Below are 22975 nucleotides of genomic sequence, written 5' to 3'. Positions count from 1 at the left end.
GGACGCAGAGTCGTGTGCGGGATAGCGTGCTCACCCGTGCGGCCCATCTTTTGAGTCACTCTTTGAAAGACAAGTTCAATGCCTTTTTTACAAATTCGTGAAGTCAGAATTCACTACCAAGTGATGGGTGACACGGGGCCATGGCTGGCGCTGGTCACTGGCGGGCGACGCGGTTTCAATGAGTTCATTCCTTTTGCAGAAAAAATAGCAGCAAAAGGGTTTCGTGTGTTGCTGCACGATCGCCGCAACACCGGTGCCTCCGATGTTTTGATCGCAGGACACGATGGCGAAGAAGAAATTTGGGCCGACGATTTGTTCGAGTTGCTTAGGCAATTGCACGCCACGCCTGCCTTTATTGGCGGCACTTCGTCGGGTGCACGGTTGTCCATGTTGTTCAACCAACGCCATCCGGAAGCGGTCAAAGGGCTGGTGCTGATGCGCATCACCGGCGGCGACTTTGCGGCGGGACGTTTGCCTCACACGTATTACGGTCAGTTCATTGAGGCAGCACAACAAGGCGGCATGCAAGCTGTTTGCGAGACCGACCAATACCGCGAACGCATCGAAGCCAACCCCGCCAATTTACCGCGCTTGATGGCGATGGACCCCGCCGAATACATCCGTGTGATGCAACATTGGCTCTCGATATTTCTCAGAGGACCGCGAAAACCCGTGCTGGGGATGGAAGACGATGTCATGCGCGCTATTCGTGTGCCCACCATCGTCGTGCCGGGCAACGACAAAACCCATGCGTCCGTCAACGGCCATGCTGCGGCAGCCTTGATTCCCAACAGCATCTTGTACGAACTGCCCATCCAAGATCAGGATGTTGCGGTGCTGCCGTTTTCTGATTGGGCTGCGCATGAAGCGACGCTCGCCACTGTTTTTGCCGACTTTATGAACTCGGTGAGCAACACCGCACTGAATGGAGCCAGCAATTGATGAAACCCTATTTTTCAAGGTTCAGCGGCCGTGCGCTGATGCTGGGATTGGCCAGTTTTATGTTGCCGCTCTCTCCCTGCGTACACGCTCAAAACTTCCCAAGCAAAACCATTCGCATCATCGAACCTGCAGGCCCTGGAAGCGCGGTCGATGTATTTGCGCGCAAACTCACACAAGGCCTCTCGCAGCGGCTGGGGCAAAGCGTGGTGGTGGAAAACAGACCAGGTGCTAACAGCGCTCTGGGCGCTCGCGAAGCAGCCCGCGCAGCACCAGACGGACACACCTTATTTCACGCGAATATCAACAACTCACTGAACGACTTGTTGACCAAGGACCCTTGCTGTCGTCTAAACGAAGCCCTCATTCCCATCACCAAACTCACCAGCACACCGCTGGTATTTGTGGTGTTTCCAGGCACAGGCGTCAAAACGCTCAAGGAGTATTTGGCGCTGGGCAAAAGTCAGCCTCAATCTCTGACGTTTGCTTCTGGTGGCACGGGTTCGATCACCCAGTTACTGGGCACCAAGATCAACATGGTGACGGGGCTTCAGGTTCGAGAAATTCCCTACAAAGCGATTGGTGCAGAGCTTCCCGATTTGATAGCAGGCCATGTGACTGCTGCGTATTTAGCGCCTGCGGTGGTCGCTCAGCACATCCGTTCGGGTAAGTTGATGGCCTTGGGTGTTGCGGGTGCTAAGCGAATTTCAATCCTGCCCGAGGTACCCACACTGGCAGAAGCCGGCTTGCCTGATGTCGAAGCGTCGGGTTGGAATGGCTTGTTCGTCCCAGCCGGCACGCCAAGTGCCGTGGTGCAGCGTTTGCAAAGTGATGTGGCAGCCGTCATGTCCACACCCGCGTTTCGTGCCGATGCGCAAAGCCTGGGCTATGAGCTCGGTGGGGAGGGCATCGAAGAATTTTCGGCCTATATCAAGTCTGAATTGCTACGTTGGGGGCAGGTGATCCGAGACGGGAACATCAAAGCCGAATGAAATCAAACCCTGAATTTGTCTAACCTGAAAGAACTCGAACATGCTGAAAAAAACGCTATCTCTGATTGCCGCTGCACTACTGGCTGGTGTGGGTGGCCAAGCTCTGGCCCAAGCCTATCCCAACAGGCCGATTCGCATCATTGTCCCTGCGGGGCCTGGTGACAGCTGTGACATTTTGTCCCGCCTGATTGCCCCTAAATTAACGGAGCGGCTAGGCCAACCCATTGTGATTGACAACCGCGCGGGCTCTGCCGGCCAACTCGGCCTGACGCTGATCAAGCAAGCACCTGCCGATGGTTACACCTTGGGCTGTGGTCAAGGCGGCAACATGGTCATCGTGCCCTTGGCCTACGCCAAAGTGGCCTACGACTCGCGCAAAGATTTCACGCCCATGGCCATGATGGCCTCCAACTTTGTCGCCTTGGTGGCCAGTCCCAAGACCCCCTTCAAAACGGTCAAGGAGTTGATTGACTACGGCAAAGCCAATCCCGGTAAATTGACGTTCGGTACCAATGGCGAGGGCGCATTCCTGCACTTTGCGACCGAGCAATTTCGCATGATGGCAGGCTTTGACTACATGCACGTCCCCTACCGAGACATGGGTGCTGTGTTTACCCAGATGTTGGGGGGCGAGATTTCAGCGTCGATTGGCTCATTCATTTCTGTGCAACCCTTGATCGACTCGGGCAAGCTTCGCTTGTTGGGCATCGCACGCGCAACACGCTCTCCCGACTACCCCAACATCCCCACCATCGCGGAGACCGTGCCCGGTTATGCGTCTGGCGGCTGGTTTGGCATCATCGGCCCGGCCGGTGTGCCACGCGAGATCACGAACCTCATCAACAAAGAGGTCAACTGGGCCTTGCAGCAACCCGATGTGCGTGAACGTATGAAAAAACTGGGCCTAGAAATTCACACCGAACCGCCAGAATTTTTCACAGACTTGATGAACAAGGATTTTGAAAACTGGGGCAAAGTGGTGAAAAACATGGGGTTCAAGCCGCTTTAACAGCAACGCAAACTCTCCAACTGCGAGCCCCCTCTGGGGCTCGTCTTACTTCACGCCGTAGCGCTCGCGATAAGCCTGCGTGCGCACCAAATGCTCGCCCATCGCGTTGTCAGGCTGCGCGTTCAAATACGTCAGCAAATCACTCAGCTCCGCAATCGCACACACCTGCAAGCCGACTTGTTCACGCACATATTGCACGGCGCTGTAGGGCACATCTTTGGTGGTGCCATCGGCTTGTTTTTCGGTCGCCATTTCTTGGCGATCCAATGCAATTGCCACCGCATGCGGCGTGGCGCCTGCGGCTTTGATGAGAGCAATCGATTCGCGAGCGGCAGTGCCTGCGCTCATCACGTCGTCCACGATCAACACGCGGCCTTTGAGCGGTGCGCCCACCAAGCTGCCGCCTTCACCGTGGTCTTTGGCTTCTTTGCGGTTGTAAGCGAAAGGTACGTTACGGCCTAAGCGCGCCAACTCAATCGACACCGCAGCGCCCAACGGAATGCCTTTGTAAGCGGGGCCAAAAATCATGTCGAACTCGATGCCGCTTTGCACCAAGCGCTGCGCGTAAAAGCTGGCCAACTTACCGAGTTTGGCGCCATCGTCAAACAAACCCGCATTGAAAAAGTAAGGGCTCATGCGGCCCGCTTTGGTTTTGAACTCCCCAAATTTCAGCACGCCACAATCCAGCGAAAATTGCACAAACTCTTGCGCCAACACGTCGTTGGCAGCCGCACTCTGACTCATGGGGAAATTCCTTGTTCAAACTAACCAGCCTCAACCTCAACGGTATTCGTTCAGCCGCCCGCAAGGGCGTGGAAGCTTGGCTCGAAAAAGCCAGCCCTGATTGTATTTGCGTGCAAGAAATCAAAGCCCAAGCCCCAGACATCGCGGGCAACTTCGACACATTGGCAGGCTTGAAAGGCCACTTTCATTACGCCGAGAAAAAGGGCTACTCGGGCGTAGGCGTGTACACCAAGCACGAGCCCAGCGACGTGATCGTGGGTTTTGACGGCGGCGAGTTCGATGCCGAAGGCCGCTACATTGAGCTGCGTTTTGACACGCCCACCCAAAAGCTGTCCATCATCAGCAGCTACTTTCCCAGCGGATCATCGGGTCCTGAGCGCCAAGATGCGAAGTTTCGTTTCTTGGCCGCCATTTACCCACACCTCAACGCCTTGAAACAAGACCGCGAGTTTGTGTTGTGCGGCGACATCAACATTGCGCACAACGAGGCCGACTTGAAAAACTGGAAAGGCAACAAAAAGAACAGCGGCTTCTTGCCCGAAGAACGCGCTTGGATGACGGAGCTCACAACGCAAGGTGGCATCGTCGACGTGTACCGCCAACTGCAACCCAACACCACCGACGCTTGCTACACCTGGTGGAGCAACCGTGGCCAAGCCTATGCCAACAACGTGGGTTGGCGCTTGGACTACCACTTGGCCACGCCCGCCGTGGCGGCCAAGGCGCATGCAGAGCACATCTACAAAGACGAGAAGTTCTCAGACCATGCGCCGGTCACCATCACCTACAACGGTTTGATCTGACGGTCATCTCACACCCTTTCGTAGGTGTAAAGCAACGAGGGGCTGTGATTGATGCATCGCTGCTTTACTTGGGTGTCACCAAAAAATTACCTGCCGTAAATTTAACTGGCTCACTTTGCGGGTCAAAGCTCACGCCAGCGGGATCAAGTCCGTCCCTGACACGCTGAAGTTGTTGCTGCAAAAGACGACGCAACTTCACAATGCCGATGTCTGATGTCGCAAGGTGCTCTTCGGAGTGATGGGCAATGGCGCCTTGGCTGACCATAGCCTCGTAGTCGCCGGGAAATTGTTGGTGCTCGGCTTCTGTCAACTCTTCCCACAACTTGCCATTGAGACGTGAGCGCATTTTGACGAGCTCACCTTCTTCTTTCACGCGACCCACAACATAAATGCGGAAGGAATGGTCATCAATCGGCAAGACCCATCCCAAAGATTCAACCATCCCATATTTCCCAATGCGTGGACTGGGGATCACTCGCAAGGTTGGCAATCCGGCTTCGCTGATGCGAAGTAAGGTTTGGCCGTCTGGCAGGTCTCGCAGCGACACTGTTCGAACGCTGTGCTCTTGTGTTTCCCAAGTCACCTTTGGCATCAGCGCCATTTGTTCCACAAACTGAGTGCCACTGAATGACGAATGCAGAATCACAACGTGGAAGGGATCGACCAAATTTTCGTAATGCTGCAGCCAATTGCAAGGAATGATTTGCGGGCCTCCACCGCCAATGCTGTTGTCATTGACCTCCAAAAACTCACCCTCTTCCAGAGTTTCAAGGCACTCATAACGAGGTAGCACGGGTTTCTTTTCCGGTGGGCCCATGTAAGCCCAAATCAAACCGTAAAGTTCCTGAACGGGGTACCAAGGCTGCCTTATTTTGTGGCGATGTTCATCGTCCTTTGGCTCGCAAGGGCGTTCCAAGCAATGCCCTTCTGCATCAAACAACCAACCGTGATAACAGCAACGGATGCCGTTTTCCTCCACCTTGCCATAAAACAACGATGTCCCGCGGTGCGCGCAATGGGGGTAGACCAGTCCTGGACGCCCTTTTTTGTCCCGAAACAAAATGAGGTCTTCGCCCAAGATACGTACTTGTCGCGGCCTAGCGTTGGCATCCGCGCTGACGCCGACCGGATGCCAATAGCGACGCATTAGTTCGCCCATGGGCGTTCCGCGACCAACTTCGGTCATTTCCAAATTGGAGCTTGCTTGACGCTTGTGATAAGCCGTTCCTGTGTCCACGTGGATTGGAATCGTGCGAGATGGAGTGGGTGGTAGATCGCTCATGTGGTTACTTGCGCGGATTTATACGCCAGCGGCTTTGATCAGCTCAGCAACCCTTGGATAGTCTGTTTTATAGACCTCCATAAATTGCTGGGGCGTGTTGCCCAGTGGCTCGAAGCCAAAACTGATGAGCTTGGCTTGCACGTCTGGCATCGCCGTGATCTCGCGCAGCGCATTGACCCACGTGTTTTGCAATTCAAGCGGTAGATTGGCAGGCGCGTACATGCCAATCCAACTGTCCAAGTCGAAGCCCTTGAATCCTTGTTCTGAAAAAGTTGCGATTTGGGGCATGGTCGATACTCTGCGCGTACCGGCGACGCCCAAAACCTTCATTTTCCCGCCCTGCACCTGAGCCTTTGCTGTGGATGGATTCGCCCAAGCGAAATCGAGCAATTCGCCAAATAAATCGTTGTGTGCGGCAGCTTCTGATTTGTACGCCGCATGGACCAAGCTTGTCCCTGATTGCTGCGCCAACAATTCACCAAAGAGATGGGCAGACGATCCATTGCCCCAAGTTCCATAACTCAGGCTGCCCTTTTTCTTCGCAAATTCAAGCAAATCTTTGAGCGTGTTCAAGGGGGCATTGGCACGGACCACCACCATCGGCCCGCCAACGGCCAACATGCTCAACGGCGTAAAGCTTTTGACCGGGTCATAGGGCAGCTTGGGTTGCAAGATGGCATTGTTCACATGCGTGAGGGGCAACGTCATCATGACTGTGTAGCCATCGGGTGCGGCTTTGGCGACGTAATCTGCGGCGATGATGCCGCTGGCGCCAGGTCGTGCCTCCACAACGATGGGCTGACCCCAACGCTGTTGCAATTTGTCGCCATAAATTCTGGCCAAGGTGTCAATCGGGCCACCCGCCGTACCGAATGGAACGATCTTGATCGGCCGATTAGGAAAGCTCGCGGCGCCTTGAGCCCAAACGTGTGGGACTGTGACTGCTGACAAGCTGGCGAGAAGGGTTCGGCGTGATATCGACATGCTTTTTTCTTTGGTTGATGGTCGCAATATTTACTTTTGTTTTGTGCCCATTCTCAAGAGTACTTACCCTTGCGCGCTGCAGCGACAATCGCTCCAATGACCGCCTCCACCCAACCCCAAGTCGCCATCATTGGCGCAGGCCCAGCCGGCCTCATGGCTGCTGAAATTTTAAGCGCTGCAGGCGCCAACGTGCATGTGTATGACGCCATGCCCTCCGTCGGCCGCAAGTTCTTGCTGGCCGGTTTGGGCGGCTTGAACCTCACCCATGCCGAACCCCTTGCGTATTTCGTTCAACGCTACGCCGAACGCAGCGAGGCTTGCGCCGCGTGGCTCAACGCCTTTGGTCCTGAGGCCGTGTGTGCATGGGTCAAAGGCTTGGGACTTGACACCTTTGTAGGCAGCTCGCAGCGCATATTTCCCACCGACATGAAAGCCGCCCCCCTGCTGCGCGCTTGGCTGCACCGTTTGCGCCACCCCGTGCAGGGCACGCCCGTCACGTTTCACATGCGCCACCGTTGGAATGGCGCGTTGACCCAAACGACTACAAACACTGCCACGTCAGCCAGTGCATTTCAGCTGAGCTTTGACACCCCCAATGGCCCGCAAACCACACAAGCCCACGCCGTGGTGTTGGCGCTGGGTGGCGGCAGCTGGGCCAAGCTGGGTTCTGACGGCGCTTGGCAGCCTTGGCTCAAAGATGCTGGCGTCGACGTGGCACCGCTGCGCCCCGCCAACTGTGGCTTTGACGTGCAAGGTCGCGCCAGCGCAGATGGCACCGCCACCACAGGCTGGAGCCAGCACTTAGCGAGCCAATTTGCAGGCACGCCCTTGAAGTCGGTGGCACTGTCATTCACCGACACGCAAGGCCACAGCTTCCAGCGCAAAGGCGAATTTGTGGTGACGGCCACGGGCATTGAAGGCAACTTGGTTTACGCCGCATCGGCTTTACTGCGCGACGAGATTGAGCGCCACGGCCACGCCACGCTGCACCTCGACCTCAAACCTGACTTCACCGCAGAGCGCGTGTTGACCGAAGTGAAGCACCCACGCGGCTCGCGCTCACTTAGCAGCCACTTGAAAAGCCGCCTCAACCTCACGGCCTTGCACTTGGCGCTGTTGCATGAAGTGCTGAGCAAAGAAGCCATGAACGACCCTGCCCAACTCGCAGCGGCGATCAAACACTTGCCCGTCACCTTGACCGCGACACGCCCGATCGACGAAGCCATCAGCAGCGCAGGCGGTGTGCGCTTGGAAGCCTTGAACGACACGCTGATGAGCACGGCCCTACCCGGCGTGTTTGTGGCCGGTGAAATGCTGGACTGGGAAGCTCCCACAGGCGGCTACTTGCTCACCGCCTGCTTGGCCAGCGGCCGCTTGGCAGGGCAAGGCGCGAGCGCGTTTTTGTCGAAATAAGCGGGGTAAAAGCGCTCTAGAACCGCGCCTCAAACGCCCAGTCAGCGGGGGCGTCACCCGCTTCAAGCAGGGCGTTTGGCCAGCAACTCTGCATTCGCCGCTTCGTAAGCGGCAGCCACTTGCAGCAACGCCGCATCGCCTTGCGGACGGCCCATCAGTTGCAAGCCCATGGGCCAAGGCTGTGTGGCATGAAAACCAGCCGGCACGCTGATGGCCGGCAAGCCACCCAAGGTGGCGTAAATGGTGGACTCCATCCAGCGGTGGTAGGTGTCCATCGTGCGCTCACCAATCTGTTGGGGCCAACGCTGTTCTATTGCAAAGGGCCACACCTGCGCCACGGGCAAAGCGATGACGTCCACCTGGTCAAACAAACTCAGCAGGTGGTGGTAGAAGCTAGTGCGGGTTTGGCTGGCTTTGGAGAAATCGGTGTAGTTCAAGGTCAGCGAATGGTCGTACTCCCACAGCGCCTCGGGCTTGATGTGCGCACGCGCATTCGGCAGCGCTAGCAACTCACCCACACGCTGGCCCGCTAAAGCACGTCGCCAAGCCAGCCAGCATTGCCACAAACGGTCTGTGTCAAACCCCAGCGACAGCGGCGTGACGATGGCTCCTTGCGCTTCCATGCGCTGCAAGGCTTGCTCGCACACCTCCAAAATGCCGGGCTCGGTGGCCAGATAGCCATTCAAATCACCCAGCCAACCAATGCGCACGCTCTTCATGCGGGACGCATCGCACGCCAACCCTTCGGCACTGAATGGCGACGACAGCGACAACGGCACGCGTGGGTCGTGGCCCGCTTGCACTTGCAGCAGCTTGGCCAAATCGGTGACGTTGCGGGCCATCGGACCTTCGGTGCCGAGTTGGTCCAACCACACATCGGCGCTGGGGCCAAACGGCACGCGGCCTTGGCTGGGCCGCATGCCGAAAATGTGGTTCCAACCGGCGGGATTACGCAACGAGCCCATGAAGTCCGAACCATCGGCCACAGGCAACATGCGCTGCGCCAAAGCTACGGCGGCACCACCGCTGCTGCCACCTGCACTTACTTGGCGATCCCACGCGTTGGGAGTCGCCCCAAACAATTCGTTGAAGGTGTGCGAACCCAAACCAAACTCGGGCATGTTGGTTTTGCCCACCACAATGCTGCCCGCCGCTTTCATGCGCGCGGCCATCACACAGTCTTTTTGCGCCATCGCACCTTTCAGCAAAGGGCTACCAAAAGTAGTCGGAAATCCGACCGTCGAACCCGTATCTTTGATGGCTTGGGGCATGCCATGCATCCACCCCCGCGTATGCCCCGCCGCCAATTCTGCGTCGCACACATCGGCTTGTGCGAGCAGAACGTCATCGGGTGCCATGTTGACGATGGCGTTGTAGATCGGGTTGAGTTGATGAATGCGCGATAGGTAAGCCTGCATTACTTCGGCGCAAGAGACTTGACGCTGATGAATGAGTTCGGACAGTTCGCAAGCATTAAGGTCGGTGATATGGGTCATATGAATTCATCTCATCCAAGGTGTGCAGGTGCAACAAAACCGCACCATTCGTTTTCGAGCCAATGGGCCATTTTCAAGCACAGCGGATCGGCAAATGTGTTGCCAATGATCTGCGCCCCCACGGGCAGACCTTCAGAGCTTTTCCCGATGGGAATGGCGGTGGCGGGAAGGCCGACCACGCCAGGGTAGCCCGCCCAGAACAGGCTGTCGGTGTGGGGCTGATCTTGCCCGTTGACTTGCAACATGCGCTCCCAGCGTTCGCCCTGTTGGTTGTGTAAAAAGGCGGGCGAGGTGGCTACCGGAGTGATCAGCAGGTCCACCGATTCAAAGTAGCTGCGCCACTGGGCGCGCAGCACAGCGCGTTGCTGGTCAAACTCGACCCAATCACGGTGCGTCAAGGTGCTGCCGCGCCAGACGCGTTCGCGCATGGTGTCCAGCGAGGGGGCGCTTTGCGCAGCCAGCGCCTGAAAGCGGGCAAAGGTCGCGTCGTCCAGCAAGGCCCCCGTGGCCGAGCGCAGCAGGTGCATGTACACACGGTGCGACTGAGCGCTGTCCACTGGGCGATGGTCGTCCAGCACAGTGACACCTTGTGCGCGCAAAAAATCGGCCAGCGCATTCAGCCGGTCCTGAATGCTGTTGTCGACACGCGCCTCGGCATCGTCGTAGAAGATGGCCACACGGCATTGCCAAGGTGCTCTGTCGGTATGCCGCCATTGGGCAGGCGTCCAGCCCAGCGGGCCGAACTGCTCTAGCGGCGAGGTGAGCACCTGCATGGCCAGTTGCAGGTCTTGTGCGCTGCGTGCGAGTGGCCCAGCCACGGCAATGTCGAGGCTGTCGATGCATCGCACGCTTGGCAGCTGGTGGCCTTGCATGGGCACCACGCCCCAAGTGGGTTTGTGGCCATACACACCGCAGTAATGCGCCGGGTTGCGGATCGAGGCACCGATGTCGCTACCCAGCTCCAGCGGAGTCATGCCTGCGGCCAACGCGGCACTGGCTCCGCCAGACGATCCGCCGGGTGTGCGCATCAGGTCCCAAGGGTTATTCGTGGTGCCATAGACGGGGTTGAACGATTGCCAGTCACTCAGTGCAACGGGCACATTGGTCTTGCCAAAGACCACGGCTCCTGCGTCCAGCAGGCGCTGCACGGCCACAGCGGGCTGTTGGGCGATGTTGTCCTTGTAGTCCGGGAAGCCCCAGCAGGTGGGCGTGCCCGGTAGATCGAACGCTTCCTTGACGGTCATGGGTAGGCCGTGCAACGCCCCCCAGTCTTCGCCCCGAGCCCGCGCCGCGTCGGCCTCTGCTGCGCGTTCACGGGCGGCATCAAAAGTGCGCACAACCACGGCGTTGATGCGACTGTCGAGTTGCTCGACTCGAGCGATGTGCTGCTCTAACAGCCTCACGCTGGAGGTCTGTCCTGCTTTGAGTTGACGCAGCAGCGAGGTGGCCGTGTCAAACATCAGGGTCGCGCGCTGAGCTTCATGCGGGCAGCGTCTGACTGAAACAGCGCGTCACTGAGGTTGCAAATTGATCGATTTGGCAATCGCTTGATAACGCGCAATTTCCGAAACGTAAAGCTTGTCCAACTCTGCGGGCGTCATGGGCTTTGGCAAGGAGTTACCGGTCCCTTCGTAGGCTTTGCGAATGTCTGGGTTTTGCAGGCCGTCGTAAATGGCCTTGTTGAGTTTGGCGGTCACATCGGCAGGCGTGTTTTTGGGCACTTGAATGCCGGCCCACAAATCAAATTCAAAGCCCTCTAAGTTTTTGTTGATGGCCAAAGGCTCTAATTGTGGAAAGCGGGCCAAAGGCTGCTTGGCGGTGATGCCCAGAGCCTTCACCTTGCCCTCTTGAATCAAGGCAGGCACGTTGCCCACCAAAGGCATGAACACCATGTCGATTTGGCTGCCCATCAAGTCGGTCAAGATGGGTGCCATGCCTTTGTAAGGCACATGCAGGGTTTTGGCTTTGGTGAGTTGTGTGAAGCGCTCGCCCACCAAGTGGTAGAGCGAACCAGGTCCCACGCTGGCGTAAGACAGCTCTTTGGCGCCAGGCTTTTTGGACAGCTCAATCAACTCATTCACGTTGTTGGCGGGTAAGTCTTTGCGGGTCAACAGCACCATGGTGGTGGTGACCAATTGAGCCGCTAGCTTCAAGTCTTCCGGTTTGTACTTGACAGCGTTCATGGCCAAGGGCGCCAGCATCAACTCCATGGGGGATCCCAGCACCAACTGATAACCATCAGCGGGTGCACTCAACACTTTCTGCACGCCTAAAGCGCCGCCCACGCCGCCAATGTTTTCCACCATCACCTGCTGCCCCAATTGCTTGGACAACTCAGGCTGAATTTGCCGCGCCACAAAGTCAGAACCACCGCCTGCGGGGTAAGGCACCACCATCGTGAGCAAATGGCTGGGGTAGTTTTGGGCCCAAGAAGACAGCGCCACAGCGCTCAAAGCCGCCAACATGAACGCGCGTTTGGTGGAGGTGAACAAATGCATAAGAGTCCTTCGCAAAGACGAGGTGTGTCAAAACCCCAAGCATGGCCGCGCCGCGGCGCAAGAGCTATCAAAAATTGGCAATTTCATGATCGGGATTACCCGCGCCCAATTCAAAAGGGCGTTATGCAGAAGCCCGTAAGGTGGTCGAGGGCAGCTCACCAAAGAGGCGTTTGTAGTCTTGCGAAAACTGCCCCATGTGCCAAAAGCCCCAGCGCGAAGCGATGTCAAACACGCTTTGTCCGTCATGGGCTTGCTTGAGCGCTTGCTGCGTCCGGTTGAGCCGCGTGATGCGCTGGTACTTCATCGGGCTCATGCCCAAAATTTCTTGGAAACAGTAATTGAGCTTGCGGCTGCTCACGCCCACACGTTTGCAAATGTCGAGCATGGACAGTGCTTCGTCGTCGCTGGTTTGCAGCATCCACTCACAGGCTCGGTGCACCACGGCTTTGCGCATGCTGGTGGCACGCACGTCAGACAAGTCGCAAAACGAGGGCAAAGTGTCAACCCATTCCAAAATCACATCGTCACGCAAAGTCTCCAGCGCCTTGGTATTGGCAGCCAGTGGCAATCCCGATTGGCTACATTCAAAAATTTGATGGTGCAAAGCCAGCAAACGCTGCGCTCGGTCAGCGCCAATCGACACCACGCGCTGCTGCGACACCCACGCCGCCATCGACGGGTGATGGGTACGCGCCCACAACGACTCCAACAGCTCGGCATCCACCACGATGCCAATCAAATTGAAATGGGCAGGGCTGCACAAATCGAGGCCATCGCTAGGGCCGACCATGATGTCGTGCTGCCCGACCGTTGCGCCAGAGAACAAGGCCGACCCAGCGTTTGCCGAAGCTGGCAAGGCAAACAAATAACTGTCGTCCCCCAAATCACCGCGCTGCCGAATGGCCTGGTTGGCGCCCTCATGCACCAAGCTCACGCCTGGCAATTGCATGAGGTGAACTTGGCCCGCAAATTTGCCGCACGACATTTGGTCGTACTGCAGCGACCAGCCCGCTTGCGCCTGCGCTTGCTCATGCGCATCATGGGTGGTGACAAAGCGTGACCAAGGCTGCGTGGCGGGGCCCCCCAAGCGGTGGTCAGAAACACAAGTGTTGGACATGGTGTGAGTTTAGTCAGCTGCGCCCTAGTACAAACCCCGAATCAACTGTGCCAAATCTCGATAGCGGCTCTGCCCCACGCCTTCTTAGGATGAAACAAATTTTGATGAAGGAGGGGCTTGTGACCTTGCACATATTCACCATACGCCATGCGCCACGTTGGCTAACCCACAGCGCGCTTGGGGCGGTGTGGGCTGCTGCGGGGTTGCTGTGTCACGCTGCACCCGCTGCGCGGGTGGCCATGGAGCCCTTGCCTGCCGAGACATTGACAGTCAGCCGCATCGCGCCAGAAGCCACACAACGCGTGTACGTCGCCGACATCGCGATTGGCCATATTTCTGACGGCCGCATTCGAGTGTTTGACGCCAAGCAGGGCAAGTTCTTGGGCATGGTGTCCACCGCCTACGCAGGCAATTTCACCGTCAATCCAGCAGCCCACGAGTTGTACGTGGCCACCACACATCTGAGTCGCAGTTCACGCGGTGATCGCACCGATGTGTTGGAGGTGCACGACACCGAAACCTTGGGCTTTAAGTACGAGGTGATCTTGCCGCCCAAACGTGCCCAAGCCCTCAACTACCGAGGCTTGGTGCGCACCAACAGCACAGGGAATTGGGTGCTGGTACAAAACGCGACGCCCGCCACCTCGATCACCGTGGTGGACTTGAACCAACGCAAAGTACTGACCGAAGTAGCCACACCCGGCTGCTGGGGCGTGCTGCCATCGGCCACACATGCCATGCGTTTTTCGATGCTGTGCGGCGACGGCAAAGTGGCCACGGTCACCCTCAACGAACAAGGCCAAGTGACGGATCGCCAAACCACCGCCCAGCTGTTTGACGCGGATCTGGATGCATGGTTTCACCACGCAGAGCAAGTGGGCGACCGTTATTGGTTTGTCTCTTTTAAAGGCGTACTCACCGAACTCGATGTCAGCGGCCCCGTGGCCGTTGTGCGTCAGACACGCTCCTTGGTCAATGCCGCCGCAGCGCGTCAAGGCTGGCGTCCGGGCGGTTACCAAAACTTTGCGGTCGACCCCAGCGGCCAACGCCTTGTTGTCGCCATGCACGCCCAAGGCAGCGAAGGCACACACAAGCGCCCTGCCCAACAGCTGTGGACCTTTGACCTGCAAAGCGGCAAACGGCTAAGCACGGTGCCAGGACGCGGCACGATCTCGCTCACCTTCTCACGCGACGGCCAACGTCTGCAGGGCTTAGATGGCGAACGCGGCGGCATGACCATTTGGCGCTGGTCAGACACCGGCCCCAAGCGCGTGCAAACCACGGTCGTCAAGGCGGGCGAGTCGTCCATGCACCTTGAATCGCACGACTAGGAACACGACATGGACATGATCTGGAACAACCCTCTGTGGGTCGTGATTGCAGCAGCGGCACTGACCGTGTTGTTTGCCCATGCAGCCCTGCTCAAAGTGACCGACCTAGATTTACTGGTGCATCACTTGGCAGGCTACGGCGTGCCTGTGAACGCACGTGCCATCGTGGCACGCGCGGTGATCGCACTAGAGAGCCTCAGCGCTGTGGCACTTCTTTCGCCATGGCGCAACTTAGGCGCTGGCTTGGCCGCACTGCTCTTGGGCGTTTACGCCTTGGCCATGGCCTTGCAATTGCTGCAACGCCGTGTGATCGACTGCGGCTGTGGCGGCCAAGCCCTGCCCGTGTCGTGGGTGTTGGTATTGCGAAACACTTTGCTGGTCGCCTTGGCATGGACCGCCAGTCAACCCGCCGACATGCGCGAGTTGGTCTGGGTCGACTTTGGCGTGGTGGTGGCCGCCGTGTTGCTGATGGTGGTGCTCTACACCGCCATTCACCAAGTACTGATGCAGCAAGCTTTGCTGCGCCAGCGTCTGTTTTCTGGGAGCTTGTGATGAACGCTTTGACAATTTCTGTGGTCTTGTTGTGGGTCGCGGTGCTGGTGTTGGCTGTGCTGTTGTGGGCCATCTCGCGGCAAGTGGGTGTGTTGTTTGAGCGCGTCGCGCCCATGGGTGCCTTAGTCACCGACTCGGGCCCACCCGTGGGCGCCCCCTCGCCGGTGTTTCAGCTGACGGGCATCCAATCGGAAGTGGTGCAAATTGGTGGCGACCAAGCCTTACCCAACTTGGTGTTCTTCTTGTCGCCCACTTGCCCTGTGTGCAAAAAACTGCTGCCCGTACTCAAGGCCGTCGCACAGGACGAGCGTCAACAATTGCGCATCGTCTTGGCCAGCGATGGCGAAGCGTCTGAGCATTTGCAGTTTGTGCAACAACAAGGTTTGGGCGACATGCCTTATGTGCTGTCGACCCAACTCGGCATGGAGTACCGCGTGTCGCGCTTGCCCTACGCTGTGTTGCTCGACAAACAAGGCGTGGTGGTGTCTAAGGGTTTGGTGAATTCGCGCGAACAACTCGACAGCTTACTCAACGCGCACGACATGCAAACCCCCACGATTCAGCAATACCTCAGCGGCTCGCCCGCATAAAGGAGTTCGGTCATGCAATGGCTTTTAAAACTTCTGGACCGATTCACCGAACGCTCGGTGCGCAACGTGGCCCACAACCACGGACGACGCAGCCTCATCGCCAAAATTGGCGTTGCCTTGGTGGGTGGTGCGGTGTTGCCCATGCTGCCGTTTGACCGCAGCGGACAGTTCATGTCAACCAACGCGGCGCAACCCAAAAAGGCCGCACCCAACTTAGACCCTACGCAATGTGAGTATTGGCGCTACTGCGCATTCGACGGCTACTTGTGCACCTGCTGCGGTGGCTCGCTGACGCAATGCCCGCCGGGCACCGAAGCGTCCAAGGTGAGCTGGGTAGGCACCTGCTTGAACCCAGAAGACGAACGCCACTATTTGGTGTCTTACAACGACTGTTGCGGCAAAGGCTCGTGCGGCGAATGCTTGTGCAACAACAACGAGCGCGAACGCCCCGGCTACCGGCTGGGTGTGCACAACGACATCAACTGGTGCATGGCCAACACCAGCTCAATGTTCCACTGCACCACCTCAATCATCGTGGGGTTGGCATGATGGGGTGGCGGCATCGTCTGCTCGCACTCGCCTGCGCTTTCGCCAGTCAAAGCCTTTGGGCACAAACCCCAGGGGCTGCCTTGTTTGAAGCGCATTGCAGCGCGTGCCACCAAGCCGACGGCAGCGGCACGGTCGGCTTGGCCCCTGCGCTCAAAGGCGCGCACTGGCCAACCTTGGGCAAAGACCGCCAATACTTGCCCACCGTTTTGACCAAGGGCCTGTCGGGTCGAATTGAGGTGAATGGTCAAGTGTTTGTGGGCAGCATGCCTGCCTTTGCGTCACAACTCGACGATGCGGCCTTAGCATTGCTGGCCCAACATGTGCGTGTGTTGCAAAACAGCGCCGAAGGCGAGCCACCCTACACCGCCGCCGAACTGGCGACCGCCCGACAAACGGCAGGTAGCCCACCTCAAACGCGCCAAAAACGACAAGCCTTATTGGGCTTACGCTGAATGCGACTGCGCAACGCCTTTGCGACAGTACTGACCAGCCTGTGTGCCACTTTGACCGGCGCGGGTGTGTTGGGTACCGCTGCCCCTGTGCGGCTCCATGCAGAGTCGGTCGCCAAAACCAGCAGCCCACGCAGCCTCTATGTGCTGCACTGCGCAGGCTGTCACGGCATGGATGGTTCTGGCTCTGTGCAAGGGCAAGTGCCCGACATGCGGCGCTTAGGCCGATTTTTACAACACCCCGAAGGCCGTAAATTTTTGGTTCAAGTCCCCGGCGTGATGGGTTCAGGCCTGAATGACAAAGACGTAGCCCAAGTCACCAACTGGGTGCTGACCACCTTGGCCACCGACATCGCGCCGCAAACCTTTGTGCCCTACACAAGCCTTGAAATTGCGGCAGCACGGGCCAACCCCTTGAGCGATGTGATGGCCACACGCGCCCGCCTACTGGCCACTGAGCCACACCCAGCCAGCCCTGATTGATAAGCGGGGGGCCACTATGATGGCGGGATTGTTAGATTCAACCTGTTTTGCCATGTTCCGCACCCTGCTCAAATCCAAAATTCACCGCGTAGCCACCACCCAGTGCGAATTGCATTACGAGGGCTCCTGCGCCATCGATGAAAACCTGCTGGACGCCGCCAACATTTGTGAAAACGAACAAGTCCACATCTGGAATATCAACAACGGCGAACGATTCATCACCTACGCCATCAAAGGCGAGCGTGGCTCGGGCATGATTTCGGTCAACGGCTCTGCAGCACGCCGCGCCAGCGTGGGTGACTTGTTGATCATTGCTTCGTTTGCGCAAGTGCATGAGGATCAAGTGGCTAAGCATGAACCTCAGCTGGTGTTTGTGGATGAGAAGAACCAGCAAGTGGGCTTGCGACACCATGTGCCCACGCAGGCTGCGCCTGGGCATGGAGCGGATGAGTGTTGAGCTGATTTAGCCCGCCCATATCAATCAACGCACGATCACCATTCGAAAGCATTAAATGAAATTACTCAGCTTGCTACTGTTTCTCTGTCTTGTTGGGTGCGCCCACAACTCGTCAACAGTGATTGTTGAGCGAAAGATTGAAGGCCCTAAAGTTATCGCGCTTGACGCACCCCGAACTCCATGGGTTGTTGAAATCGAAAATCGATTGCGTCAAAACGGATTTCAGATATTGCGGTGGGCAAGTCAAAAGCGAGTACGTGAGCAAGTTAGCGATAGCAAAGTTGAAGAGTTCAGCGAGTCGACTGCTCGATATGTGTTGGTTATAGATGGTTACGCACCACTGGACCCGATGACCAGATGTTTTGGTGGCGGTTTTAGATTTAGTCACCTTACAGCCGAGTTAGTCGATGTAAAAACCAACGAAACTTTATTTAATGTTTCTGGGTCTGGTTACTCCGAGAACTGTCCGCCAATGTCAGGGAAAATTTTTCATAACGTCACTTCCGCTGTGGTGAATGCTTGGCAACAGTAGCTAATAATTCGTATTGCTTAAGCCATACGATCACCTCATCAAAAACGCACGATCTACCCATCGTGCGTTTTTGCTTTGTGGGCTCTGTAAAAGCTAGTTTGCCGACTATTTTTGGCAGGCGCTGGGAGAGTGTCGATTTGATTTACGCTCACGCTGAAAACCTTAAGTTAAGCATTTGCACGAAATCAGCCGACCTGCGGTTGAACCCAGCGCCAGCTAGTCTGTGTAGTCCTAGCGCCTAAAAGTGCGCTGTCCGTTGTTTTCATATGTGGCATTCCCCCATATTTCTAGACACTTCTCATAAAAAAACCATTACGTTTGACACTTGACACCATCAAAAAACGCATCAAATGCTATGCTTTTTAAAGCGCTAAATTATGTCCATCACTCAACCCATTTTTGCCCGAAATACGGTCGGCATGACCGAATTGCGGCGTAACCCAGCCGAAGTGATTGAGGTTGCTACCCAGTCCCCTGTTGCTGTTTTGAACCACAACAAACCTGCGGCCTATTTGATTTCAGCGGCAACCTATGAGGACATGCTCAAGAAATTAGAAGACGCAGCCCTGACCAAAATCGTCAAAGCCCGTGCCGGTGGCAAAACGGTCAAGGTGAAACTTGAAGACCTACAGTCTTGAGTTTCACGAGCTTACGCTCAAGAAGTGGAAAAAATTCAACCTAACTTTTACGAGCGCACTTAAATGAGCCCCGGATAAGAGCCGCCGTCTAATTGAATGTTTTGCCCAGAGATATAGCCCGCTTGCGCGCTGCAAATAAAAGCGCATGCATCACCAAACTCTTCAGGCGTGCCAAAGCGTTTAGCAGCAATCGTGTCGGCGATCTTGAGCCGTGCTTCTTCGGCGGTGATGGACTCCAAAACAACCATGCGCTCGACCATCTGCTTCAGTCGCCCCGTGTCAATGCGCTCGGGCAGCAGATTGTTGATAGTGACGTTATCGCGTGCAACGTCAATGGACAAGGCTTTGCAAAATGCCGTCAATCCAGTTCGTGCGGTGGTGGATAAGCCTTGGTGAATGCGAGGGGACTTCACCATGGCGGAAGTCACATTGACGATTCGACCAAACTTACGCGCTTGCATGCCTGCCACGTAGCCTTGAATCATGAAGATGGGGGCGAGCAGATTGCCATTCAATGCAGACAACCACTGTGCCTCATCCCAATCCTGAAACTTTCCAGGCGTGGGGCCCGCGTTGTTGTTGATCAAGATATCTGGCGTTGGGCACGCCTCAAAAATTTTGGCCCGCCCCTCAGCGAGGTTGATGTTGGCGCACACGGTCGACACATCGTTGCCCGTCGATTTTTGAATGAATTGCTGTGCATGCGCGAGCCGTGCTTCATCACGGCCGTTGATGAATACCTTCACACCTTCACGTGCTAATGCGGTGGCGCACGCCAATCCGATGCCACTGGTTGATGCACACACCAGGGCAACACGCCCCTTGATTCTCAAATCCATGAGGAATTTCCTTTTGAAAATTACGCGAGAGAAATGACTTGCGCGTCAGGTCCTCGTCCTTGAGCGCGGTACTGACCTATGCGCTGCATCAGCGCCCGATCGGACACTGAATACAGCACAGCATCCTCTGTGGCACTGGCATTTCCGTGTGCACGCCACGTGAAATTGGGAACCACAAAAATGTCGTTTTTCTCCCACTCAATGCGCTGACCGCCAATGTCTGTGTAACCACGCCCCTCGAGCACGGTGTAGAGGGTGCTTGATGTTTCTCGCTTGGCTTGTGTTTGCTCGCCTGGTCGTAATAGTTGCGCGCCATAGTCCATCGTTGGAAAAATCGTGCCGCCCGTCACAGGGTTCACAAAGCGCAGCCCCACGCCTTCATAGGCATCCCCTTTTTCGCCGCGAAGTTCGTTGAGGGAACGCCGTATATCCACACCTTTGTAATGCACCAAGGGGCTCGTTTCATGGCCAAATCCTCGCTGCGCAGGGGCAAATGTTGGCATCATTCCGCCTGCCCCGTAGAATCGCGCTGAGTAGCCATTGGTGTGGGTCATTTTTTGTGACCGTGGGTGTTCTCCAAATTCACCCTCAAAGCCATCGTCTAACCAAATACAGTCTAGAAATTCAAGGACGGGCCAATCAAGGACATCCATCCAAATCACGGGTTCATCGGCATCGTTACCGTGGTCGTGCCAAGTCCCGTTGGGTGTCAAGATCAAATCGCCGCGAGCCGCCTCACAACGTTCACCTTCCACCATCGTGTAGCCACCACGTTCGGAAAGAATCGTCCGACTCGCATTGGGTGTGTGCACGTGGACCGGCGCACGGTCACCTTCGTTGTAGATGGACACCGCGCATCGCATCGAGTTGGTCACCTGCAGCCGCCCCCCCAACCCGGGATTGGTCAACAAAAACTGCTGTCGATCGGCAAACTCAATTGGTGAGATATCTGCTGTTGAAGCGATCTTGGCGATCTTGTGTAAATACGGCGAAATCTCCGCCCAGCGCCAAAGGTGTGCGCGTGTTTTCATCTGTGCGACACCCACTCGCCCCTGCGCCAATTCGCCCTCTGTTCGAATCTCTGTCTCTTTGAACCAAGGCCGTTGCGCGGGTGAATTGGCTTGTGTGCGAAGCCAAATATTGAGCGGTCCAGCTTCTAGATTGAGGGCTTCCATGGCCTCGCGTGCGCCTGCTGGCAACACTCGGGGGGGTGATTTTTGAGTCGAAGAGGCCATGGTCGCTCCTGGTAACCGAGAGATTTAATGAAGTTTGAAGCAATGCTTAAGCGGATTGAGCCGGCGCTTCTATCAAGCGGATGGGACAGCCATCCAACCAGGCTGTGATGTTTTCAACCGACTGTTCGAAAACGACTTGGTAGTTTTCTTGAACAACGTAGCCCAAATGCGGGCTCAGCAAAACATTCGGACACTCACGCAGTGGATGGTTCACCGGCAAGGGCTCCACGTTGTAAACGTCCAGAGCAGCAGCGCGAATGAGTTGGTTTTTCAGCGCATCAATCAGTGCAGCTTCATTCACCACAGGACCGCGTGCGGTGTTGACCAAAATAGCACTGGGCTTCATGCGCTTGAACTGGTCTGCACCCATCAAATTCACGCTTTGTTTGTTGAGAGGGACATGGAGCGTGACGACGTCCGATCGCACTAACAATTCATCAAGCGACACGGCCTGCACACCAAGTGCTTGGGCTTGTGAATCTGTCAAGCTGCGTGAACAAGCCAAGACTTCCATCCCAAACGCAAGGCCAATTTTCGCGACGGCATTGCCAAGCCGTCCCAAACCAATCACGCCCAAGACTTTGCCATGCAGGCCTGTTCCTAGGGTGTGTTGCCAGCCACCACGCCTGACCGAATTGACTTCAGCCACGAGATCGCGGGACAAAGCAAGAATCAGCGCCCAAGTCAACTCGACGGTGGGGTAACTCAGTGTTTCCGTACCGCACACCAGAATGCCCAACTCTTGCGCTGCGGTTACATCAATGGACGCATTGCGCTTTCCCGAGGTCGCGATGAGACGCAGACGTGGCAAACGTTGCAGCAAGGTTCGTGGAAAAGGGGTGCGCTCGCGATTGGCCACCACGATGTCAAACTCAGCAAGCGTGGCCACCAATTCGTCTTCAGAGTCCATGTGCTCACGAAAGACTTGAATTTCACACCGAGACTCAAGGCGACGCCAAGGTCCTTGCGACAAGGCGACGCCTTGGTAGTCATCCAGAATGGCAATTTTTTTCAAACTTTATTTCCTGTTGCTGAATCTCAGTAGGGACACGGGCTCAGTCAATCTTCACATTGGCACTGCGAATGACGCCACCCCATTGCGATGCTTCAATTTTCATGAAGGCACCCATTTCGACAGGTGTGCTGCCAACCGACGTCGCACTGAGTTTGCCCAATTGAGTCCGTATGCCTTCATCGCGCAACGCATCGGCCACGGCTGCGGAAAGCTTTTCCACAACCTGCGCAGGCGTTTTGGGCGGCGCAACAATGCCAAACCAAGTGACCGCCTCAAACCCAGTCAGCGTTTCAGAAATGGCTTGCACATCGGGTAGAAAAGGCACGCGCGTGGCACTGCCTACCCCAAGCACTTTCAACTTACCCGCCTTGACGTGCTCCAGTGAAGCGCCGAGGTTGTCAAACATGGCATGGACCTGTCCGCCTAACAAATCATTCAGTGCAGGACTGGATCCCTTGTAGGGCACATGCAACATGCTGATGGATCCCATCGTGCTGAACAGCTCAGCCGTGAGATGACTGGTAGAGCCATTCCCTTGGGATGCATAGGTCACAGCCTTTGGTCGCGCTTTGGCGTAGGCGATAAATTCTGCAATATTCTTCGCTGGGAAATCTTGACGCACCAACAACGCATTGGGCACTTTCGCCATTACCGAAACGGGCGTGAAGGCCTGGGGATCAAACGCAAGCTTGGGATACAAGCTCTGATTGATCACCAAGGCAGGCGGCGGCGACACGAGCAGCGTATAACCGTCAGGCTCAGCGCGAAACACAGCCTCCGCAGCAAGGTTGCCCGCAGCACCCGCCTTGTTTTCTATCACGATGGGCTGTCCGAGTTGTTGCCGAAGCTTGTCGGCCAAGATACGGGGCAAAAGATCAACCGTTCCGCCGGGTGGATTTGAAACAATCAAGCGAATTGGTTTTGACGGAAATACATCCGCCATGGCAGGCGAGACAGCGAATATGGCGGCGGCAATGAGCCCTGATAAAACATGTGATTTCACAAGCACCCCTTTTCGATCAATGACG

The 22975-nt window shown here is 56.5% G+C and carries 25 protein-coding genes; 14 read left to right on the top strand and 11 right to left on the bottom strand.

Annotation, left to right across the window (positions count from 1 at the left end; translation table 11 throughout):
* Window positions 1-78 precede the first annotated feature (78 nt).
* From B9Z42_RS15505 to B9Z42_RS15495, 3 genes are read left to right on the top strand one after another with little or no spacing between them, the layout of a single operon-like run.
* The gene (locus B9Z42_RS15505) at window positions 79-942 is read left to right on the top strand and encodes an alpha/beta fold hydrolase (RefSeq protein WP_100134323.1); all 864 of its coding nucleotides are present in this window, start codon (window positions 79-81) and stop codon (window positions 940-942) included.
* Complete coding sequence (locus tag B9Z42_RS15500; protein ID WP_100134322.1) at window positions 942-1931, top strand: tripartite tricarboxylate transporter substrate binding protein; 990 nt, start codon at window positions 942-944, stop codon at window positions 1929-1931. The genes B9Z42_RS15505 and B9Z42_RS15500 overlap by 1 nt, the downstream gene beginning before the upstream one ends.
* 40 nt (window positions 1932-1971) lie before the next feature.
* Entirely contained in the window at window positions 1972-2940 is a 969-nt protein-coding gene (locus B9Z42_RS15495; protein WP_100134321.1) for a tripartite tricarboxylate transporter substrate binding protein, read from the top strand.
* Between the two features lie 45 nt (window positions 2941-2985).
* Here B9Z42_RS15495 and pyrE read toward each other — a convergent pair whose 3' ends face one another.
* Window positions 2986-3684 carry an orotate phosphoribosyltransferase gene (pyrE, locus tag B9Z42_RS15490; protein WP_100134320.1) on the bottom strand — a complete coding sequence of 233 codons (699 nt, stop codon included), beginning with the start codon at window positions 3682-3684 and terminating at the stop codon, window positions 2986-2988.
* A gap of 11 nt (window positions 3685-3695) precedes the next feature.
* Between pyrE and B9Z42_RS15485 the strand changes: the two genes are divergently transcribed.
* Window positions 3696-4487, top strand: coding sequence for an exodeoxyribonuclease III (locus tag B9Z42_RS15485; RefSeq protein WP_100134319.1), 792 nt, complete (start codon window positions 3696-3698; stop codon window positions 4485-4487).
* Between the two features lie 64 nt (window positions 4488-4551).
* Here B9Z42_RS15485 and B9Z42_RS15480 read toward each other — a convergent pair whose 3' ends face one another.
* Both B9Z42_RS15480 and B9Z42_RS15475 read right to left on the bottom strand, forming a co-directional pair.
* Complete coding sequence (locus tag B9Z42_RS15480) at window positions 4552-5646, bottom strand: Rieske 2Fe-2S domain-containing protein (protein WP_233203672.1); 1095 nt, start codon at window positions 5644-5646, stop codon at window positions 4552-4554.
* 141 nt (window positions 5647-5787) lie between these two features.
* A complete protein-coding gene (locus B9Z42_RS15475; RefSeq protein WP_100134317.1) occupies window positions 5788-6753 on the bottom strand; it encodes a tripartite tricarboxylate transporter substrate binding protein in 966 nt (321 codons plus the stop codon).
* A 96-nt stretch (window positions 6754-6849) separates the two neighbouring features.
* On the opposite strand from B9Z42_RS15475, the gene B9Z42_RS15470 reads away from it, so the two are divergent.
* Window positions 6850-8166 (top strand): TIGR03862 family flavoprotein, encoded by a 1317-nt coding sequence (locus tag B9Z42_RS15470; protein WP_100134316.1) that lies wholly within the window; start codon window positions 6850-6852, stop codon window positions 8164-8166.
* Window positions 8167-8228: 62 nt separating this feature from the next.
* On the opposite strand, the gene B9Z42_RS15465 is transcribed toward B9Z42_RS15470, so the two are convergent.
* From B9Z42_RS15465 to B9Z42_RS15450, 4 genes are all read right to left on the bottom strand, one after another.
* Window positions 8229-9662, bottom strand: a complete 1434-nt coding sequence (locus tag B9Z42_RS15465; protein WP_100134315.1) for an amidase — start codon at window positions 9660-9662, stop codon at window positions 8229-8231.
* An 11-nt stretch (window positions 9663-9673) separates the two neighbouring features.
* Window positions 9674-11125 carry an amidase gene (locus B9Z42_RS15460; protein ID WP_255408008.1) on the bottom strand — a complete coding sequence of 484 codons (1452 nt, stop codon included), beginning with the start codon at window positions 11123-11125 and terminating at the stop codon, window positions 9674-9676.
* Between the two features lie 48 nt (window positions 11126-11173).
* Window positions 11174-12160 carry a tripartite tricarboxylate transporter substrate binding protein gene (locus tag B9Z42_RS15455; protein WP_100134313.1) on the bottom strand — a complete coding sequence of 329 codons (987 nt, stop codon included), beginning with the start codon at window positions 12158-12160 and terminating at the stop codon, window positions 11174-11176.
* 121 nt (window positions 12161-12281) lie between these two features.
* Window positions 12282-13277 (bottom strand): helix-turn-helix domain-containing protein, encoded by a 996-nt coding sequence (locus B9Z42_RS15450; protein ID WP_100134312.1) that lies wholly within the window; start codon window positions 13275-13277, stop codon window positions 12282-12284.
* 119 nt (window positions 13278-13396) lie between these two features.
* On the opposite strand from B9Z42_RS15450, the gene B9Z42_RS15445 reads away from it, so the two are divergent.
* The 9 genes from B9Z42_RS15445 to B9Z42_RS15410 all read left to right on the top strand — a co-directional run bounded on the left by B9Z42_RS15445 (window position 13397) and on the right by B9Z42_RS15410 (window position 18858).
* Window positions 13397-14608, top strand: coding sequence for an amine dehydrogenase large subunit (locus tag B9Z42_RS15445; protein ID WP_158235975.1), 1212 nt, complete (start codon window positions 13397-13399; stop codon window positions 14606-14608).
* A 9-nt stretch (window positions 14609-14617) separates the two neighbouring features.
* The gene (locus B9Z42_RS15440) at window positions 14618-15160 is read left to right on the top strand and encodes a MauE/DoxX family redox-associated membrane protein (protein WP_100134310.1); all 543 of its coding nucleotides are present in this window, start codon (window positions 14618-14620) and stop codon (window positions 15158-15160) included.
* Window positions 15160-15750 carry a methylamine dehydrogenase accessory protein MauD gene (gene mauD / locus B9Z42_RS15435; protein WP_100134309.1) on the top strand — a complete coding sequence of 197 codons (591 nt, stop codon included), beginning with the start codon at window positions 15160-15162 and terminating at the stop codon, window positions 15748-15750. Before B9Z42_RS15440 ends, mauD begins: the two co-directional genes overlap by 1 nt.
* Before the next feature lie 12 nt (window positions 15751-15762).
* Entirely contained in the window at window positions 15763-16299 is a 537-nt protein-coding gene (locus tag B9Z42_RS15430; protein WP_100134308.1) for a methylamine dehydrogenase light chain, read from the top strand.
* Entirely contained in the window at window positions 16296-16751 is a 456-nt protein-coding gene (locus B9Z42_RS15425) for a cytochrome c (RefSeq protein WP_100134307.1), read from the top strand. The genes B9Z42_RS15430 and B9Z42_RS15425 overlap by 4 nt, the downstream gene beginning before the upstream one ends.
* Window positions 16752-17231: a cytochrome c gene (locus B9Z42_RS15420; protein ID WP_100134306.1), complete on the top strand. Its 480-nt coding sequence runs from the start codon at window positions 16752-16754 to the stop codon at window positions 17229-17231.
* 52 nt (window positions 17232-17283) lie between these two features.
* Window positions 17284-17688: an aspartate 1-decarboxylase gene (gene panD, locus B9Z42_RS15415; RefSeq protein WP_100134363.1), complete on the top strand. Its 405-nt coding sequence runs from the start codon at window positions 17284-17286 to the stop codon at window positions 17686-17688.
* A 55-nt stretch (window positions 17689-17743) separates the two neighbouring features.
* Window positions 17744-18220 carry a hypothetical protein gene (locus B9Z42_RS16150; protein WP_143474106.1) on the top strand — a complete coding sequence of 159 codons (477 nt, stop codon included), beginning with the start codon at window positions 17744-17746 and terminating at the stop codon, window positions 18218-18220.
* A 377-nt stretch (window positions 18221-18597) separates the two neighbouring features.
* Window positions 18598-18858: a type II toxin-antitoxin system prevent-host-death family antitoxin gene (locus B9Z42_RS15410; RefSeq protein ID WP_100134305.1), complete on the top strand. Its 261-nt coding sequence runs from the start codon at window positions 18598-18600 to the stop codon at window positions 18856-18858.
* Window positions 18859-18917: 59 nt separating this feature from the next.
* Here the strand turns inward: B9Z42_RS15410 and B9Z42_RS15405 are convergent, their stop codons facing one another.
* Genes B9Z42_RS15405 through B9Z42_RS15390 form a run of 4 tightly spaced genes read right to left on the bottom strand, consistent with a single transcriptional unit; the run spans window position 18918 to window position 22950 of the window.
* Window positions 18918-19697, bottom strand: coding sequence for an SDR family oxidoreductase (locus tag B9Z42_RS15405; protein WP_100134304.1), 780 nt, complete (start codon window positions 19695-19697; stop codon window positions 18918-18920).
* Window positions 19698-19717: 20 nt separating this feature from the next.
* Window positions 19718-20932, bottom strand: coding sequence for a cupin domain-containing protein (locus tag B9Z42_RS15400; protein WP_100134303.1), 1215 nt, complete (start codon window positions 20930-20932; stop codon window positions 19718-19720).
* A gap of 46 nt (window positions 20933-20978) precedes the next feature.
* Window positions 20979-21947 (bottom strand): D-2-hydroxyacid dehydrogenase family protein, encoded by a 969-nt coding sequence (locus tag B9Z42_RS15395; RefSeq protein ID WP_100134302.1) that lies wholly within the window; start codon window positions 21945-21947, stop codon window positions 20979-20981.
* A gap of 40 nt (window positions 21948-21987) precedes the next feature.
* Window positions 21988-22950, bottom strand: a complete 963-nt coding sequence (locus tag B9Z42_RS15390; RefSeq protein WP_143474105.1) for a tripartite tricarboxylate transporter substrate binding protein — start codon at window positions 22948-22950, stop codon at window positions 21988-21990.
* Window positions 22951-22975 lie beyond the last annotated feature (25 nt).

The organism is Limnohabitans sp. B9-3 (assembly GCF_002778325.1).
Classification (GTDB): Bacteria; Pseudomonadota; Gammaproteobacteria; order Burkholderiales; family Burkholderiaceae_C; genus Limnohabitans; species Limnohabitans kasalickyi.
This window is presented reverse-complemented; position numbering and strand designations above follow the sequence as displayed.